Annotated in this window: 16 protein-coding genes and 2 pseudogenes; 8 read left to right on the forward strand and 10 right to left on the reverse strand. The window is 64.5% G+C overall.

What is annotated here, in order from left to right; all coding sequences use genetic code 11:
* Positions 1-343 (forward strand): annotated as a pseudogene (locus tag QZ213_RS10970) (carbohydrate ABC transporter substrate-binding protein); the annotation flags it as partial.
* 206 nt (positions 344-549) lie between these two features.
* On the forward strand, positions 550-1,257 hold the full coding sequence (locus tag QZ213_RS10975) for a hypothetical protein (RefSeq protein ID WP_291686091.1): 708 nt from the start codon (positions 550-552) through the stop codon (positions 1,255-1,257).
* Positions 1,258-1,267: 10 nt separating this feature from the next.
* Here QZ213_RS10975 and QZ213_RS10980 read toward each other — a convergent pair whose 3' ends face one another.
* The 7 genes from QZ213_RS10980 to QZ213_RS11010 all read right to left on the reverse strand — a co-directional run bounded on the left by QZ213_RS10980 (position 1,268) and on the right by QZ213_RS11010 (position 7,093).
* Positions 1,268-2,095, reverse strand: a complete 828-nt coding sequence (locus QZ213_RS10980; protein ID WP_291686092.1) for a tetratricopeptide repeat protein — start codon at positions 2,093-2,095, stop codon at positions 1,268-1,270.
* A gap of 143 nt (positions 2,096-2,238) precedes the next feature.
* Positions 2,239-3,342, reverse strand: coding sequence for an alkene reductase (locus tag QZ213_RS10985; RefSeq protein ID WP_291686093.1), 1,104 nt, complete (start codon positions 3,340-3,342; stop codon positions 2,239-2,241).
* A gap of 295 nt (positions 3,343-3,637) precedes the next feature.
* Positions 3,638-4,141, reverse strand: coding sequence for a DUF1993 domain-containing protein (locus QZ213_RS10990; protein WP_291686094.1), 504 nt, complete (start codon positions 4,139-4,141; stop codon positions 3,638-3,640).
* Positions 4,142-4,259: 118 nt separating this feature from the next.
* A complete protein-coding gene (locus QZ213_RS10995; protein ID WP_291686104.1) occupies positions 4,260-5,501 on the reverse strand; it encodes a lytic murein transglycosylase in 1,242 nt (413 codons plus the stop codon).
* A 221-nt stretch (positions 5,502-5,722) separates the two neighbouring features.
* On the reverse strand, positions 5,723-6,025 hold the full coding sequence (locus tag QZ213_RS11000) for a hypothetical protein (protein ID WP_291686095.1): 303 nt from the start codon (positions 6,023-6,025) through the stop codon (positions 5,723-5,725).
* 264 nt (positions 6,026-6,289) lie between these two features.
* On the reverse strand, positions 6,290-6,535 hold the full coding sequence (locus QZ213_RS11005) for a hypothetical protein (RefSeq protein WP_291686096.1): 246 nt from the start codon (positions 6,533-6,535) through the stop codon (positions 6,290-6,292).
* 213 nt (positions 6,536-6,748) lie between these two features.
* On the reverse strand, positions 6,749-7,093 hold the full coding sequence (locus QZ213_RS11010) for a hypothetical protein (RefSeq protein WP_291686097.1): 345 nt from the start codon (positions 7,091-7,093) through the stop codon (positions 6,749-6,751).
* A gap of 284 nt (positions 7,094-7,377) precedes the next feature.
* On the opposite strand from QZ213_RS11010, the gene QZ213_RS11015 reads away from it, so the two are divergent.
* The 4 genes from QZ213_RS11015 (at position 7,378) to QZ213_RS11030 (ending at position 13,346) form a co-directional block, all read left to right on the forward strand.
* Positions 7,378-8,238, forward strand: a complete 861-nt coding sequence (locus tag QZ213_RS11015; protein WP_291686105.1) for a xanthine dehydrogenase family protein subunit M — start codon at positions 7,378-7,380, stop codon at positions 8,236-8,238.
* 18 nt (positions 8,239-8,256) lie between these two features.
* Positions 8,257-8,754 carry a (2Fe-2S)-binding protein gene (locus tag QZ213_RS11020; RefSeq protein ID WP_291686098.1) on the forward strand — a complete coding sequence of 166 codons (498 nt, stop codon included), beginning with the start codon at positions 8,257-8,259 and terminating at the stop codon, positions 8,752-8,754.
* Positions 8,751-10,994, forward strand: coding sequence for a xanthine dehydrogenase family protein molybdopterin-binding subunit (locus QZ213_RS11025; RefSeq protein WP_291686099.1), 2,244 nt, complete (start codon positions 8,751-8,753; stop codon positions 10,992-10,994). Before QZ213_RS11020 ends, QZ213_RS11025 begins: the two co-directional genes overlap by 4 nt.
* A gap of 402 nt (positions 10,995-11,396) precedes the next feature.
* Positions 11,397-13,346 (forward strand): ice-binding family protein, encoded by a 1,950-nt coding sequence (locus tag QZ213_RS11030; RefSeq protein ID WP_291686100.1) that lies wholly within the window; start codon positions 11,397-11,399, stop codon positions 13,344-13,346.
* 108 nt (positions 13,347-13,454) lie between these two features.
* On the opposite strand, the gene QZ213_RS11035 is transcribed toward QZ213_RS11030, so the two are convergent.
* Positions 13,455-13,631 carry a hypothetical protein gene (locus tag QZ213_RS11035; protein WP_291686101.1) on the reverse strand — a complete coding sequence of 59 codons (177 nt, stop codon included), beginning with the start codon at positions 13,629-13,631 and terminating at the stop codon, positions 13,455-13,457.
* 239 nt (positions 13,632-13,870) lie between these two features.
* On the opposite strand from QZ213_RS11035, the gene QZ213_RS11040 reads away from it, so the two are divergent.
* On the forward strand, positions 13,871-14,146 hold the full coding sequence (locus QZ213_RS11040; RefSeq protein ID WP_291686102.1) for a hypothetical protein: 276 nt from the start codon (positions 13,871-13,873) through the stop codon (positions 14,144-14,146).
* A 127-nt stretch (positions 14,147-14,273) separates the two neighbouring features.
* Here QZ213_RS11040 and QZ213_RS11045 read toward each other — a convergent pair.
* Together QZ213_RS11045 and QZ213_RS11050 are read right to left on the reverse strand one after the other, a co-directional pair.
* Positions 14,274-15,460, reverse strand: a pseudogene (locus QZ213_RS11045) (OpgC domain-containing protein).
* A gap of 294 nt (positions 15,461-15,754) precedes the next feature.
* A complete protein-coding gene (locus tag QZ213_RS11050; protein ID WP_365885058.1) occupies positions 15,755-16,213 on the reverse strand; it encodes a hypothetical protein in 459 nt (152 codons plus the stop codon).
* A gap of 160 nt (positions 16,214-16,373) precedes the next feature.
* On the opposite strand from QZ213_RS11050, the gene QZ213_RS11055 reads away from it, so the two are divergent.
* The coding region (locus QZ213_RS11055) for a hypothetical protein (RefSeq protein ID WP_291686103.1) at positions 16,374-16,885 on the forward strand (512 nt) is incomplete at its 3' end.

Raw genomic sequence — 16,885 nt, forward strand, 5'->3', positions numbered from 1 at the left:
CGGCAACAACGTGCCGGATTATCCGAAGCTTGCGCAATTGTGGTGGCAGAACATCGGCGATGCGTCGTCCGGTGCGAAGACGCCGCAGGCCGCGATGGATTCGCTCGCCGCCGCCCAGGATTCGGTGATGGAACGTCTGGAGAAATCCGGCGTCCAGGGCGCCTGCGGACCGAAGCTCAACAAGAAGGAAACCGCCGAGTACTGGTTCGCGAAGTCCGCCAAGGACGGCAACATCGCGCCCCAGCGCAAGCTCGCCAACGAGAAGCCGAAGGGCGAAACCGTCGACTACGACACCCTGATCAAGTCGTGGCCGGCGTCCCCGCCGAAGCGCGCCTCGAACTGAGGTTGGCGCAACGAAAGCAGCGAAGGCCGGGAGCGATCCCGGCCTTTTTGCTTGCGCCTTTATATGAGATCGTCATTCCGGGGCGCGCGAAGCGCGAGCCCGGAATCCATAACCCCCGATCGTGGTTATGGATTCCGGGCCTGGGCCAAGGTGCGCATCCCGGAATGACGATATAATAACTGCTCGTCCGACCTGAGGAGCCCGCCATGCGCATGGTCTTTCGTTGCGATCCGGCATTGTCGGAGCATCTGCCGCGGCCGGTGCCGGCGCGCGGGAGCCTGCCGGACTGGCTGCGCGCGATGCCCGCGAAAGCGCATTCGGAAATTCACGGCCGTGAGATCCGCACCGTCAAGCAGTGCCCGCCCTTTGTCGACGCCATGGCCTATGGCGTCCTGATCCTGCTGCCTTGCGACGTCCTCGTCGAGCGCGGCGCGTTCTCGTGGCAGTGGGACATTCCGGAGCCGGCGACATCGGGGCATCCGCGCGCGCCCCTCAGCTTTCACGTCCCGGCGCAGTTCGCGCAAGCGCCGTTCGCGAAGCCAGGGCAGGCCGCGATCAAATTCAACAGTTTCTGGACTATCGAGCTCGAACCCGGCTGGTCGCTGTTCGCCACCCATCCGGTGAATCGCGATGAGTTGCCGTTTCGCCTGATTTCAGGACTGGTGGACGCCGATCGCTTTTACGATGGCGGCATCAATTTTCCGGCGCTGTGGACGCAACCTGATTTCTCCGGCGTGCTGCCGAAGGGCACGCCGGTGGCGCAATGCTTCGCGGTGCCGCGCGCGGCACCCGAACTCGTCTTCGAGAGCTTTGATGAGGCGCACCAGGCGGCCTTTACAAAGACCGTTTCCGAAGTGCTGGCCACGCCCGGCGTCTATCGCAAACGGTTTCGCGCGCGAAGGGGCCGAGCTTGATCTGCCAGCTCTAACCGCTCAGCGAGCGGCGCAATGCGGCTTCATCCAGCCACAGCCGCCCGTGCGGCGCCGAGGTCAGCGCCATCGCGATGGTGCCGAACATGGTCGGGCGCAGCCGATAGGCTTCCGCGTAAGCGCGCATGGCGCCGTCGAGGTCGCCCTTCTCCTGCAGCACGGTGCCGAGGTTGAGCGCGGCCTCGGCATGATCAGGCTTTTGTTCCAGCGCCTTGCGGTAGGCCGTGGCTGCGGCGTCGTAGTCGCGCAAATCCTGCCGGACCAGGCCGAGATCGAACCAGGCCGATGCGGGGGCATCACCCGCCACCGCGCGTTCCAGCAGCGATGCGGCAAGCGCATGATCGCCATCCTCCCATGCCAGCCGCCCGAGCCGCGCCGCGGCCTCGATGTTCTGCGGCACGATTTTCAGGATCGCCTGCCACGCCTCGCGCGTGGCGGTCCGCAGGCTTGCCTGGTAGTGACTTGCCTGGTCGAGCGTGCGCGCCTTTTCCAGGAATCCCTCCCGCTGCGGCGCCATCGCGATCGCGCGATCGAGGTGAGATAACGCTGCGTCAAAATCCTTGGCGGCGCGGGCGATGCGTGCGGCAAGCAGATGGGCGGCGGCATTGCCGGGCCGTTTTGCGAGACTGGTCTCGACATGGCCGCGGGCGGACTCGATCTCGCCCTGCGAAAACAGCACCGCAGCCAGCAGATGGCTGAGCATGGGATCGCCGGGATGGCCGGCCAAGCCCTGCTCGCACAGTTCGCGCGCTTCGTCGCGGTTACCGGCATTGAAGGCGGCGGTGGCGCGGCGAACGATGTCCTCGGCGGCGGGCTTGCTCATGCCGGCACATTAGAACAACGAGGCGGGCCTGCAACCCGTCGCGTCCATGCTATTGAAGTGTCATTCCGGGGCGACGCGAAGCGTCGAACCCGGAATCTCGAAATTGATTTCGCGAGATTCCGGGTTCGCGCTAACGCGGCTCCTTACTCCGCCGGGTCCAGCGCTGCGCTCAGCGTCGGATAATCCGTATAGCCCTTGGCGCCGCCGCCGTAGAAGGTCGCCTTGTCCGGCGCGTTCAGCGGCGCGCCGCGCTTGAAGCGTTCGACCAGGTCGGGATTCGAAATGAACAGTTTTCCGAACGCGATCAGGTCGGCTTCGTCAGCCGCGAGCACCTTGTTGGCGAGTTCGAGATCATAGCCGTTGTTGGCCATGTAGGCGCCCGAAAAGCGCTTGCGCAGCGAAGCGTAGTCGAACGGCGCGATGTCGCGCGGGCCGCCGGTGGCGCCTTCGATGACGTGGATGTAGACGAGCTTCAAGGCGTTGAGACGATCGACGATGTAGTCGAACAGCGGCTGCGGGTTGGAATCGGAGATGTCGTTGGCCGGCGTCACCGGCGAGATGCGGATGCCGGTGCGCTCTGCCCCGGCTTCGGCTGAAACCGCCTTGGAGACCTCGAGCATCAACTTCGCGCGGTTCTCGATCGATCCGCCATAGGCGTCCGTGCGCTTGTTGGCGCCGTCCTTGGCAAACTGGTCCAGGAGATAGCCGTTGGCGCCATGGATCTCGACGCCGTCGAAACCGGCCTCGATCGCGTTCGCGGCGCCGCGCTTGAAGCCTTCGATAATTCCGGGAATTTCCTCCAGCGTCAGCGCGCGTGGCTCCGATACATCGGCGAAGCTGTTATTGACGAACGTCTTGCCCTTGGCGGGGATCGCCGACGGCGCGACCGGCGCGCCATTGTTCGGCTGCAGCGAGGTGTGCGAGATGCGGCCGACATGCCAGAGCTGGATGAAGATGCGCCCGCCGCGCTCGTGCACGCGGTCCGTGACCTTGCGCCAGCCGGCGACCTGTTCTTTGGAGTAGATGCCGGGCGTGTCCTGATAGCCCTGGCCCTGTTGCGAGATCTGGCTCGCTTCGGTGATCAGCAGGCCGGCGGAAGCGCGCTGTGCGTAATATTCCACCGCCAGCGGGCTCGGCACCAGGCCGGCGACGGCGCGGTTGCGCGTCAGCGGCGCCATCACGAGGCGGTTGGCAAGCGTGATCGGGCCAAGTTTATAGGGCTCGAAGAGTTTGGACGGCGTGCTCATTTTTGTTGCTTTCGGTGGAGGCAGGGAAGGTGAGGAAGATACAAGTGAGTTGTGCACTGCGGAAGGCCGTGGCAAGCCGCGAGCCATTCGAAAAGCGCAGTCTAGCCCCGCACGATGCCGGCAAGATGACCTGCCTCAAGAAACAGCATGCGCATCGACATAGGAAGATTCATTCGAAATCAGCGACAGCGCGGTATAGGCAGTCTCCCGAGCGGCGCCTTCGCGGTTTATTGTCGTCATTCCGGGTTCTCGCTTCGCGAGCCCCGGAATGACAATATTATTGGCTCATCCCGAATTATTGGCTCACGCCGAGAAAATCCCGCTTGCCGATTTCCACGCCGTTGTGACGCAGGATGCCGTGGGCGATGGCGGCGTGGAAGTAGAAATTCGGGAAGGCATAGCCGCTGGCGAATTGCTGGCCCTTCAGGGTCATGTTCGTCGGTCCCACCGGAAAAGTCACGTCGCGCGTGTCGGCACCGTCGAACTGCGCCGGCTTGAACGTCCTGACATAGTCGATGGTCCTGGCGAGCCGCTGCTTCAGTTCATCGAAGCTCTTCTCGGTATCGGGCGTGGTCGGCACCTCGCCGTGCGTGAGTCGCGCGCAGCTCTTGCCCGCGAAATCGCAGACGAGCTGGATCTGGCGGCTGAACGGCAGCATGTCCGGATAAAGCCGCGCGGAGAGCAGCACCTCGGGCTGGATATTCTTGGCCTTGCAGTGCGCCTCGGCCTTGGTGAGAAGCCCGGTGAGGCTGCCGAGAATTTGCAGGAAGGCGGGCACGGTCGCGTCGTAGAAGGACATGGGTTGCTCTTTCGGTTGATTGGGAGTCGTTACTATGGTTCGGACATTTTCGCGTCATTGCCAACCAACGGGTCGCGCGAGGAAAGTAAGCTGGGCCTCGCAATGACGGAAATAGAGGCTACCGCGCAGCCGCGGCACCTGCGGCGCCGGCCGCCAGCGGTTGCGCGCGGGGCCCGCGCATCCGCGCCAGCAGTTCGGCGGTGGGCCAGGAATCCGCGGGGAGGCCGTATTTGATCTGCATCGCCTTGACCGCGCTGCGGCTCTGCTGGCCCATCACGCCGTCGACCTTGCCGACATTGAAGCCCGCGCGCACCAGGAGTTGCTGCAATTCGCGCAGTTCGTTGAACGGCAGCTGCGCCACCGGTGCTGCGGGACGATGCATCGGCGCCGCACCGGTGATCCGTGCGGCAAGATAACCGGCGGTGGTGGAGTAGATCAGCGAGTTGTTCCACTCGGTGTAAGCCGCGAAATTGGCATAAGCCAGGAACGCCGGTCCCATCCGGCCCATCGGCAGCAGCAGCGAGGCCGGCAGTTCGTCATTCGGCAGCGCCTTGCCGTCGGCATAGGTGACGCCGAGCTGCGCCCATTTCGAGCGCGGCAATTGAATCGTGAGGTCGGCCTGGTCCCAAGGAAAATTCGGTTGAGAGGGCACGCGCACTTCCTGCAGCCAGGGCTCGCCGCGCCGCCATTTCAACCCGGTGGCGATGTAGTTCGCGGTCGAGCCGATCACGTCATCGGCACTGCGCAGGAGATCGCGGCGGCCGTCGCCGTCGTAATCGACGGCGTAGGTGAAGTAATGCGTCGGCAGAAATTGCGTCTGTCCCAATTCGCCGGCCCAGGAGCCGACCATTTCGTCAGGCGTGAGATCGCCGCGGTCGATGATCTTCAGTGCGGCGATGGTCTCGCCCGCAAACCGCTCGGAGCGGCGGCAGTCATAGGCCAGCGACACCAGCGAGCGCAGCGTCGGCAGATTGCCCATGTTGGCGCCGAAATCGCTTTCCAGCCCCCAGAACGCGGCGATGACCGCCGGCGGCACGCCGTACTCCTTCTCGGCGCGCGCGAAGGCGGCGGCGTGGGTTTTGATCTTGGCCTGACCCTGCTGCATCCGGTAGGCCGCAGCCATGCGCCCGGCGAACTCGGTGAACGCCTGCCCGAACACGCGCTGGCCGCGGTCGCGGTTGACGATGCCCTGGTCGTAGACCAGGTAGGGCGCGGTCTCGCTGAGCGCGCGCTGCGAGACACCGGCGGCAACCGCCTGCTGTTTCAGCTCGACGAGAAAGCGGTCGAACGAAAGGCCGTTGTGGCAGGAGGCGGCGCGGGGGGAGGGGGCTGCTGCGATCGGCCTCGCCGGCGCCGGCATGGGCTGAGCGGGTGCCGGCCGGGGGCCCCATACCAGCATGACACCCAACAGCGCCAACAAGGCTGCGCCAAGAACCAATCGTGTCTTTGAAAAGAATCGCATGCGGTTACCGGATATGCGCCAATGCGCCAGAGCTGATGTCGTCGTAGCATCACGGCGGGATAAGGTCATCACCGGAACGGCGTTCGGCAGGCGGCCGCGGGACGACGGTGCTGTGTTGGCTAACTCATGACCCGGCGCACGAACGCGGTCTTGTTGGTCAGCACACAGATATATGAATAGGTCTCTGCCGCGCCCGCCGCGATGATATCCACGTCCACCATGACCGGCCGTGTCTGACCCCGCCATGTCGCCATGATCTCCGCGGGAACGGGGCGGGTCCGGGTCTTCTTGACCACGAGCCCGGCAATGTGCGGCAAGGCTTCGGTGGCCTTCACGATGCAGGCCCTGTTGTTGTCCTCCGCGTGGCTGTTTGCGGTGGCAAGGAGCACGGCCAGGGTGGCGAGGGCTATTTCGGTGCGCATCAGGCCTCCCGACCATCCGGCGAAAACGCAACCGTAGTCCGCCGTTCAGCAGCGATAAAGAGGCAGGTTTCGCCTGGGGGCGGTACCGGAATTCCGGGGCGCTGCGACAACAGCTCCCCTGTTCCTCGGGCGGAACAGGATTTTGGACTCCACAAAGGCGGCGAGAGCCGGCTATGCTTCAGGCACCGGGGCTGAGCGCGGTTGCCATTCCCAATCAATTTTGAGCCCGGAGGGCCGTCGGAACATATTCCCGGCGGCCCTTTCTCATTGTTCCGAACCTTGCTCCCCGGCGTATGGCGGCAGGCTGGCTCGCTCAAGCCCGGCAGCGCGGAATCGGCTGCGCTCGTTGACGCGCCTCAGGCTCCGGTCCGCGTCGAGCGCGGAGCGTGGCGAGAAGGTATAATTGGAAAGCCGCCGAATGCCGGCCTGCATTTCCCGGTCCGCCAGGAACAGCGCCAGGAACGCGATCACGGCGAGGAAGGCGACAACGGTCAAGAAGGTCGGCTTCACGATCCGCACTCCCGTGTTTCCGGGAGAGCAAATGCGGATGAAGGCAAAGCGTTCCACAGCTTCGCGGTCGGCGAGCGGGGCCTGAAGCGTATCCCGGCCAAGCAGAACCCCGCGGTGCAGCGTGCGCTCATCGATCTTCTGCGGACGACGCCGTTGTGATTCAGCGGGGCGGATCGGCGTGAGCGTAGTCCGCCGCTGCGACGCGATGGCCGATCAGGATCTTGTCTTCTTGAGCGCCTTCTTGTTGATCGCCTTCTTCTTGACGGCCTTCTTCTCTGCCGCGTTCTTGGCGGCGTGCTCGGCCGCGGCATTTCGCATCGAGCGGGCGTAACTGTCGGCGGCATTGTCAGCGGAAATCTGCAGCCGCTTGGCGGCGAAGCTGGCCTGCTCCATCGTATCCTTCGCGATCTGCTTGTAGCGATCCGTGGTCGGCTTGTCCTTTGCCTTGGCGGCGAGGCTGATGTACCGATCACGCCGGCTCTTTGCAGCCGCCATCAGGCTCTTGTGTTGCTGCTTCGCAAGCTGCCGGATTACGACATCCAGATCGGCGTCCGCCATTGTGTATCTTCCTCAAGTGCCAAGAGAACGTTTCGTGCGATCGAGTATGCAATTGCAGAGACGGCTTTGCAAACAAGCAGCCGTGAATGCGCCATTTGGTCCCCAGCGGATTGAGGGTTTGCGCTTTCTGCTCGCGACGCATGGGAGCCCGCCGTTTGAACCGGCCCTGGAGGCTGTTCCTATCGTTCCTGCCCGTGTAGGCTGCCGCCTCGCGCAAGGCCCGAGAACGGTGAGCCAACATCACCCGGGGCACTCAGGGAGACGGCGGAACGACCATGACCGATATTCGATATCTGGCGCCGAGCACGCTCAATGAGGCGGTCAGCGCGTTTGCGGCGGGCGGAAGTGCTGCGCGCATCCTGGCCGGCGGCACCGATCTTCTGGTGCAGATGCGTGCCGGCAGCGTGAAGCCCGGCCTGATCGTCGACATCAAGAAAATCGCCGAGATGACGGCGATCGAGCAAACCGCCGATGGCGGTTTCCGCATCGGCGCCGCCGTCCCGGGGGCAGTACTCGCCGAGCATCCGCGCTTCGGCGAGGTCTGGCCCGGCGTGCTGGAGGCGGTCAACCTGATCGGCTCCACCCAGGTGCAGGGACGGGCCTCGGCGGGCGGCAATCTCTGCAACGGCTCGCCGGCCGGCGACAGCGTGCCGGCGATGGTCGCCGCCGGCGCCATCGTCACGGTGCAGGGGCCGAACGGGCGCCGCGAACTGCCGGTGGAGAAAGTGCCGGCCGGTCCGGGCCGCACGAATCTCTTGCCGGGCGAGATTCTCGTCAGCTTCACGCTGCCGACGCGGCCGCCGGGCTCCGGCGACGCCTATCTGCGCATGATTCCGCGCACCGAAATGGACATCGCCGTGGTCGGCGTCGGCGTCAGCCTCACGCTGAAGGGCGGCGTCTGCAGCGCGGCGCGGGTCGGGCTCGGCGCGGTGGCGCCGACCGTGCTGCTGGTCGAGGCGGCGGCCAAGGCGCTGATCGGCAGCAAGCTCGACGATGCCGCGCTCAATGCCGCGGCGAACGCCTGCAGCGCCGCCTGCCGTCCGATCGACGACAAGCGGGGCACCATCGTCTACCGCACCAAAATCGCCGGCGTGCTGCTCAGGCGCACGGCCGCGATCGCCGCCCGGCGCGCCCGCGAAAACTGAGGTTGGGAAATTGAGACCATGGCAAAACTGCACGTTTCCACCACCATCAACGGCGAGCCGGCGGAATTTCTCTGCGAGCCCGGCGACACCATGCTCGATGCGCTGCGCGGGCCGCTTGGCCTGACCGGTTCGAAGGAAGGCTGTTCGTCCGGCGATTGCGGCGCCTGCAGCATTACGCTGGACGATCGCCTGGTCTGTTCCTGTTTGATGCTCGCGGTGGAGGCCGAGGGCCAGGATATCCGCACCATCGAGGGCATGGCCCACGGCGAGCACCTGCATCCGCTGCAGCAGAAATTCCTGGAATTGGCGGCACTGCAGTGTGGCATCTGCACCTCCGGCATGCTGGTCGCCTCCGACGCCTTGCTCAGGAAAAATCCGAAGCCGAGCGAGGAAGAGGTGCGGTTCTGGCTCGCCGGCAATCTCTGCCGCTGCACCGGCTACGACAAGATTGTCCGGGCGGTCCTGGAAACCGCTTCCGACATGCGGGAGCAGGGAACTAGGGAGTCCTGGCAATGAATATCATCACCAACAACAAGTGGATCGGCCAGCGCACCATTCGCCCCGACGGCGCCGACAAGGTCACGGGCCGCGCGGCATTTGCCGCCGACACCAACATGCCCGGCATGATCTGGGGCAAGATCCTGCGCAGCCCGCATCCGCACGCGCGCATCCGATCGATCGACACCTCGAAGGCCGAGGCGCTGCCGGGCGTCAAGGCCGTGGTCACCTCGCGCGACATCGTCGACTTCCCGGTCGACAAGTCTGTCATGCTCGGCATCCAGGACATGCGCTGGATGTGCCGCAACGTGATGGCGCGCGACAAGGCGCTGTTCCCCGGCCATCCCGTCGCAGCCGTTGCCGCCACCACCGAGGCGATTGCGGCCAGGGCTTGCGAGCTTATCGAAGTGGACTACGAGGTACTGCCGTGGTCGATCGAGATCGACGACGCGCTGACGCCCGATGCGCCCGTTCTGCACGAGTTCATCAAGTTCGAAGGAAAACCGTCGAACATCGCAGGCCGACTCGAAGTCAAGAAAGGCGACATCGCCGAGGGATTCAAGCAGGCCGAAGTGGTCATCGAGCGCAGCTTCACCACCCGTCCGGTGCATCAGGGCTATATCGAGCCGCACGCCTGCCTGATCAGCGTCGCGCCCGACAACAAGACCACGATCTGGAGCTCGAGCCAGGGCCAGTTCATGGTGCGCGCGATGACGGCGTATCTGACCGGCATTCCCCAGAGCGACATCCGCGCCATCCCGGCCGAGATCGGCGGCGGTTTCGGCGGCAAGACCATCGTCTATCTGGAGCCGCTCGCGACCTTGCTTGCGAAGAAATCCGGCCGTCCGGTGAAGATGGTGATGACCCGCGAAGAGGTGATGCGGGCGACGGGGCCTACATCAGGCTCGAAGAGCACGGTCAAGATCGGCGCGAAGAAGGACGGCAGCATCGTCGCAGCTCAAGGCACTTTCTATCTGCAGGCCGGCGCGCTGCCGGGCTCGCCGATCCGCGGCGCGGTCGGCTGCAGCTTTTCGCCCTACGATATTCCGAACGTGCTGTCGGTCGGCTTCGACGTGCTCTCCAACCGCTCCAAGGTCGCGGCCTATCGTGCGCCGGGCGCGCCGATCGGCGCCTATGCGGTGGAGTGCGTCATGGACGAGCTCGCCGAAGCGCTGAAGATGGATCCGCTGGAGCTGCGGCTGAAGAACGCCGCCAGGCAGGGCACCAAGGCCGCGTTCGGCCCGGTGTTTCCGCGCATCGGTTATGTCGAGACACTGCAGGCCGCAAGAGCGCATCCGCACTACAGCGCGCCGCTCGGGAAACTACAGGGCAGGGGCGTCGCCTCCGGCTTCTGGTTCAACGCCGGCGGCGAATCCTCGGCACAGGTCAACATCACCGAGGACGGCAACGTCGTGGTCACCACGGGCCATCCCGATATCGGCGGCTCGCGCGCCGCGATCGCCAACATCTGCGCCGAGCTGCTCGGCATCGACTACCGCCGCGTCTCGGTCCTGATCGGCGACACCGCGACCATCGGCTTCTCCAACCTGACCGGCGGCAGCCGCGTGCTGTTCGCCTCTGCAATGGTGGTGACGCAATCCACCGACAAGATCATCACCACCTTGCGCGAGCGCGCGGCAAAGATCTGGGAGATCGATCCCGAGGCGGTGAAATGGGAAAACGGCGCGGCGCATCCGGCGAGCCCCAACGCCGGAAAGTTCGAGCCGCTGACCCTGGCCGAGCTTGCCGCAAAAGCCCCGCAGATGGGTGGGCCGATCGGCGCCGGCGTGCAGCTCAACACCGAAGGCGCCGAGGGCGGTTTTGGCACGCACATCTGCGACGTCGAGGTCGACCCTGAACTCGGCATCGTCCGCGTGATCCGCTACACCGCCGTGCAGGACGTCGGCCGCGCCATCCACCCCGGCTATGTCGAGGGCCAGATGCAGGGCGGCGTCGCGCAAGGCATCGGCTGGGCGCTCAACGAGGAATATATCTACAACAGGGATGGCAAGGTCGATAACCCCGGCTTCCTCGACTATCGCATGCCGGTATGTTCCGACCTGCCGATGCTCGATACCGTGATGGTCGAAGTGCCCAATCCGAAACATCCGCAGGGCGTCAAGGGCGTCGGCGAGGTGCCGTTGGTGCCTGTCATGGCCGCCGTCGCCAACGCCATCCACAACGCGCTGGGAAAACGCTTCTACAGCCTGCCGATGTCGCCGCCGCGCGTGCTCGAGGTGATCGAAGCGAAGGCGTGAGTCCTCGCAGCTGCGATCATTCGATTGTTAATTGAATCTGCCTCGTTCCGGACTGGGATGGCGGTGCATCCGGAATCGCGATGTGATCAATATTGATCAGATTCGGGGACTGCGGCCGTGCAAAGTTCCGTAAGCGCACGGGTTGCAAGCGACATATTTGTCACCTGCGGCTAGAAAACGTTGCCTGAACGCGCCATTCGCTCGATAGTCCTTTTCAAAAAGCCGGACAAATGTACCGTCTGCGCGACAGCGTCTCAGTTGTAGGCGTCGGCTGGGGCGCGAGTCGTGTCGGGCTCGGTATTTGATCCCTCCCATGCTCAGCTTGAACGATTGGGAACGCCCATGAAGACGAGTTACTCAGCCGTTTCGCGCCGGCACTGCTCCCGGTGTCTGACCGCCGCCGTGGCGACCCTCGGCCTGACGATATTGGCCCCGGCATCGCCGGTTCATGCGCAGGCGCCCGCGCTGGGAACGGTGGCGAGCTTCGCGGTGCTGGGCGCCTCGGCGGTCACCAACACCGGCTCCACCATTCTCACCGGAACCGCCGCGAACCCCGGCAACCTCGGCGTCGGCCCGGGCAGTTCGATCACCGGATTTCCCCCGGGAATTTTGACCGGCCCGGGAGCGACGCAGCACATCAACGACGCCATCGCGATCCAGGCTCAGGTCGACCTCGCGACGGCCTATAATACGCTGGCGGGCAGGCCTACCACGATAAACCTGACGGGTCAGAACCTGGGCGGCCTCACGCTGATACCGGGCGTTTATAATTTCAGTTCGGCGGCGCAGTTGACGGGCGCACTCACCCTCAACGGCTTGGGCAACCCCAACTCGGTCTTCATCTTCAACATCGGAAGCTCGCTGACTACTGCCAGCGCTTCGCTTGTTGCGCTGATCAATGGCGCGCAAGGTGGCAATGTGTTTTGGAGGGTCGGCAGCTCGGCGACGCTCGGCACGACCACATCGTTCGCAGGCGACATCCTCGCACAGGCGAGCATCACGCTGAACACCGGCGCCAGGATCACCTGCGGCGCCGCCTGGGCACGGAGCGGTGCGGTCACGCTGGATACCAACACGATCAGTCTGTGCGATCTCGCAGGCGTTGGCGGCGGCGGCGGGGTTCTGTTCGGGCCGACCGGCGCTCCGCTCATCGCGTCTCTGCTGCCAGCGGCGGCCAATGCCAGTCAGCGCGCGACGGCAAATGCCATGGACAGTTTCGTCGCCAACGGGGGCGTATTGCCGCTCGGGTTTCTGAACTTCTTCAACCTGTCGCCTGCGGATCTGGCGAACACGCTGACGCAGCTTCAGGGCGAGACCGGCACCGGCGTCGCGCAGGCGGGAACCCAGGCGATGAACTCGTTCCTGTCGCTGGTGACCAATCCGTTCGCGGACAACCGCGGCCTGGTGCCGGAGAACCCGCCGGCTCGGCCGCCGCTGTATTACAAGGCCCCGGTTTACAAGGCGCTGAACCAGGCCGTGGCCGATCCGCGCCGCTGGAGTGTTTGGGCCGCGGCCTATGGCGGCCAGAGCAATCTGAGCGGCAATGCGTCGGCCGGCAGTCACGATCTGACGGCGCGCGCCTACGGCGTCGCGACCGGTCTCGACTACCGTGTCACGCCCTACACCGTGGTCGGCTTCGCGCTGGGCGGTGGCAGCACCAATTATGGCTTGCCCGATGGGCTCGGCGGCGGACACAGCGACATGTTCCAGTCGGCCATCTATAGTCTGACGCGCGTTGATGCGGCGTATGTGTCGGCAGCGCTCGCCTACGGTTGGCATCAGGTGTCGACCGACCGGGTGGTGACCGTGGCGGGCATCGACCACCTCACCGCCGGCTTCTCCGCCAACAACATCGGCGGCCGCATCGAGGGCGGTTATCGTTTCGCCATTCCGGGCGTCCTCGACCTGACCGGATTCGGGCTCACGCCCTACGCCGCCTTCCAGATGCAGGCGTTCCGCACGCCGTCCTACAGCGAAACCGCTGTCTCCGGCTCGTCGATTTTCGCGCTGAGTTATGACGCGCATACCACGACCGTGATCCGCACCGAGCTCGGCGCCTGGTTCGACCGGCCGTTCGCGGTTGCCGACGGCGCGATCCTGTCGCTGCGCAGCCGCGCCGCCTGGGCGCACGACAACTGGTCCGACCTGCGCTACACCCCGAGCTTCCTGTCGCTGCCCGGATCGAGCTGGACCGAAACCGGGGCCCCGCCGGCGCGCGATCTGCTGCTCGCCTCGGCCGTCGCCGAGGTGAGTTACAGGAACGGGATCTCGATCGCCGGCAAGTTCGACGCCGAGTTCAGCCCGCACTCGCAGACCTACATCGGCACCGCGCGGGTGCGCTATACCTGGTAAGTCCGATACTTGGTCACCCCAATACTTGGCGAACCCAATTTCCCGGTGCGCGATGTCACGCGTGGCAAACCGGCCCTGCGCGCCGATCCGATCAGAACCGATCTGGCTCTAGCCGGCGCGCTCTTCGCCGCTGAGCTCGGCGAGCGCGGCCTTGATGAACTTGTCGAGTTTCTGGTGGGATTCGTCCTGTCTCGCCTTCGCCGTTTGCAGGGCGTCGAGATCCGGTCTCGTCGCATCGCCTTGAAACAGGGTATTTTTGGGCAAGCGAAGGCTGGCAGGTCGCATGTCGTCCCCCGAAATACGAGATACAAATCCTCGGGCGCTGGTGATACCGATCTAGTCAGCCGATCGCGGCGGAAATTTGCGCGAAAAACGACGGCATCGGTTTTTTTAGTTTTGAGGCTGGATGTGACATGCCGGAGACGTTCGCAGGGGTTGCGTTCAGGCCACGCGATTTGCGATAGCATGGCTGCCACGAAGGGTAGCCCGTGCGGCCGGCCTCAAGGCGGAGTAAGCTTCCCCCCATGACCGATTCAGAAAAAGCCGCAACCATCATCGAAGCCCTGAAGGCCGCTGAGCGCGAAACGGCGCAAACCGCGTTGCCGATCCTGAACGGGCTGGCCGGGCTGGTTCAGGGCGACGGCGAACAGCCCCTGGAGGTCGAGGAGGCGCGATCGTCCGCCTTCATGGCGATCTGCGAAGTCGGCAAGGCGCTGCATCGCGGCCAGCCAGCGGAAGGCCTATGGGGGCCGGCGATCGAGGCGGCGGAACGGTGGAAGTCGCTGGCGCGAGGACGCTAGAGCGTTTTCGAGCGAAAGCCTGCCCCGCACGTGATGCGGGGTGGATACCGGTTCGCGTGAAGAAAACGCGTCAAAACAAGAATCTGGAGCATGATCGGTTCTGATTCAATCAGAACCGATCATGCGGCTAGGCCGCGATCCGGTCGATCTTGGCGGGGGTGGCCTCGGGCTCGGACGCATCGACGAACAGATTGGGCACCTTCGCCGCCCGGTCCAGCAGCCACGCCGCCGCGACCATGATCAGGATGCCGCCGGCGCTGACGGCCAGTTGCTCCCAGACGCCCCGTGTGTACTGCATCAGGATCCAGTGCGCGCCAAAGGACAGGAACACGCCGAAGCAGAAGATCGGGAGCGAATGCTGGCCGCACAGGATCAGCGGACGCAGCCATTTCGAGCCGAGCGCCGGCCAGTCGCGCGGCAGAAACCGGGCGACCACCAGCGCCAGCGCGAGGAAATGGGTGAAGCGCAGCATGTCGAGATCGGTCTTGTCGATCGGGTAGATCGCCTTGATCATCCATTTCGGCACCGATGCATCCAAAAGCGGGACATGCCAGGTCAGGACGATCACGAGGGCAAACAGAATCCACGCCGCCGCCAGTGCCAGCGCCGCGCGGGACTGGATGATGAACCGCAGCTGGCGGCGCCGCCGACGCCGCACCAGGCCCCGAACACGAACATCAATTGCCAGGCGAACGGATTGAAGTACCAGTGGGTGCCGGCCGGATAGGAAGCGAGATTCCAGTCGAACCAGCGCGTCGCGACGTACAGCACGGCGGAGGCGAGCAGGGTCCAGTTCGGGCGGCGCACCAGGCACCACAGGATCAGCGGCGACGCCGCGATCAGCGCGATATACAGCGGCAGCACGTCCAGATTGACCGGCTTGTAGCGCAGCGTCAGCGCCTGCCCGATCAGCACGTCGGGGTGCTCGAGAAAATTGTGGACGTTGAATTCATCGGCATACATCGGGTTGTCGAATTTCCGGACCGTGCGCGCGATCTGCGCCGTGAACAGCAGGAACAGCATGATGTGGGCCACGTACATTTCCGAGGCGCGCTTCAAGAGCCGCTTGGTGGCCGCGAGAAAATGGCCGGTGCGCACGATCGGACCGTAGATGAAGCCGGCCAGATAGCCGGAGATGAACACGAAGAATTCGGCGGCGTCGCTGAAGCCGTAATTGCGCAGCGTCAGCCAGGCCACGATGTCGTGCGGAATGTGGTCGAGGAAAATCATCCACAGCCCTGCGCCGCGGAACAGATCGAGCCGCAGGTCGCGCTTGACGGCATGGGAGACGGATTCCGCGCTCTGATCGGCCATGCTTTCCCCCTGTGTCGTCTCTTGCTTCGCGCCGGGCCCCTCCGGCGCGTCTTAGTCCGCGATAAGGACGTTTTAGTCCGCGACAAGCACAACGCAATGACGACCGTCAGTCAATGGCCGCAAACGGCCATCGGCGGTCGCCGGGCGCTCGCGCGGGGCCGGGGGGATGGTTGAACCGGGTCGCGTGCCCGACCGAAGCGCCGTTCAGCGCGCAACAGAAAGGCGGGTTACGCCGGAGCCTGCCATCGGGCCGCGCTGGCGCGGACCCGTTGGGCTAACCGTTCTGCATGTTGATCAGTAGCACCGCATCACGCTGACGGTCCGGTCCTTGCCGTCACGCCCGGGAAACGTCGTGGTTTCCTCGGGGCAAACCGACACATAGGGCCGGTCGGAGGGGGCGACCGCCGGCGGATAGCGATGCGCCCAATCCCAGGGAACGTCATAGGTATAGGTGTAATGCACGTCGCCCGACGGCGGCGGCGTGGCGCCGGCCAGGGGTTCGCCGGTCGGCCCGCCGTAGTCGTATCCGTCCACGCCCGGCCAGAAGATCGCGCTGCCGCGGTGATGACGGAAGGTGCGGATCCCCCGGGGATGGAAAGCCGGATGCGACGAGGCACCCCGTCCGGCCTGGACCGCTCCCGACCTCGCCGATGCCGGGTTCGGGGCAAGCATGACCGCCGCAACGCTGAGAGACGCGACAAGCGCCCCAAATACTCGATACTTCATGGCGCGCACCATTTCGTTGGTTACCAAGCCGCACTCCCCGGCAAAACGCTAGGCCGGGCGTTTCGTGCCCGCAAACACGTACTTAATTGTTAGTTAAAGCGTAACATTAACAGGGCGGGCTGGGCGGATCAGGCAAGCGTGATCCGCGCTTCAGCCACGATAAAACCGCTGCAAACAGCCGATTTCCTTGAACAAAACATCCCTGGATCCGAGGGCGGATTGGCGAGTCGTAATCCGCCATTCACCGCCGGTCTCTAACGTCGTTTGCACCCGGTTCGAGCAAGGCGAAGTCATGCAGGAAAGAGCCCTATCGTCGGCTTTGACATTCTGGGCGAAATTCATATTCCCCGCGCTCTGGATATCGGGCTTCGGAACAGGGACCGTCCTTCTCTGGTTCGGCAAACTGGTCGACGGCAACCATGCATCGCCGCCTCCTCAAATGAAGTTCTTGTTTCTGGGAGTGTGGGTTCTCGGAACGACGTTCATCCTGTGGGCCAGCGCCGGCTTGAAGCGGGTGCGAATGGACGAGCGACAACTCTACGTGTCCAATTACTTTCGAGAGATTCATGTACCCTTCGCCGAGATAACGGATGTCAGGCAAAACCGCTGGCTGAATTCCCGGCCGATCACAATCTACTTCAGGGACGCCACCGAGTTCGGCGGCAAGGCGACCTTCATGCCCAAATGGCGCATTCAATT

The organism is Bradyrhizobium sp. (assembly GCF_017881085.1).
GTDB lineage: Bacteria > Pseudomonadota > Alphaproteobacteria > Rhizobiales > Xanthobacteraceae > Bradyrhizobium.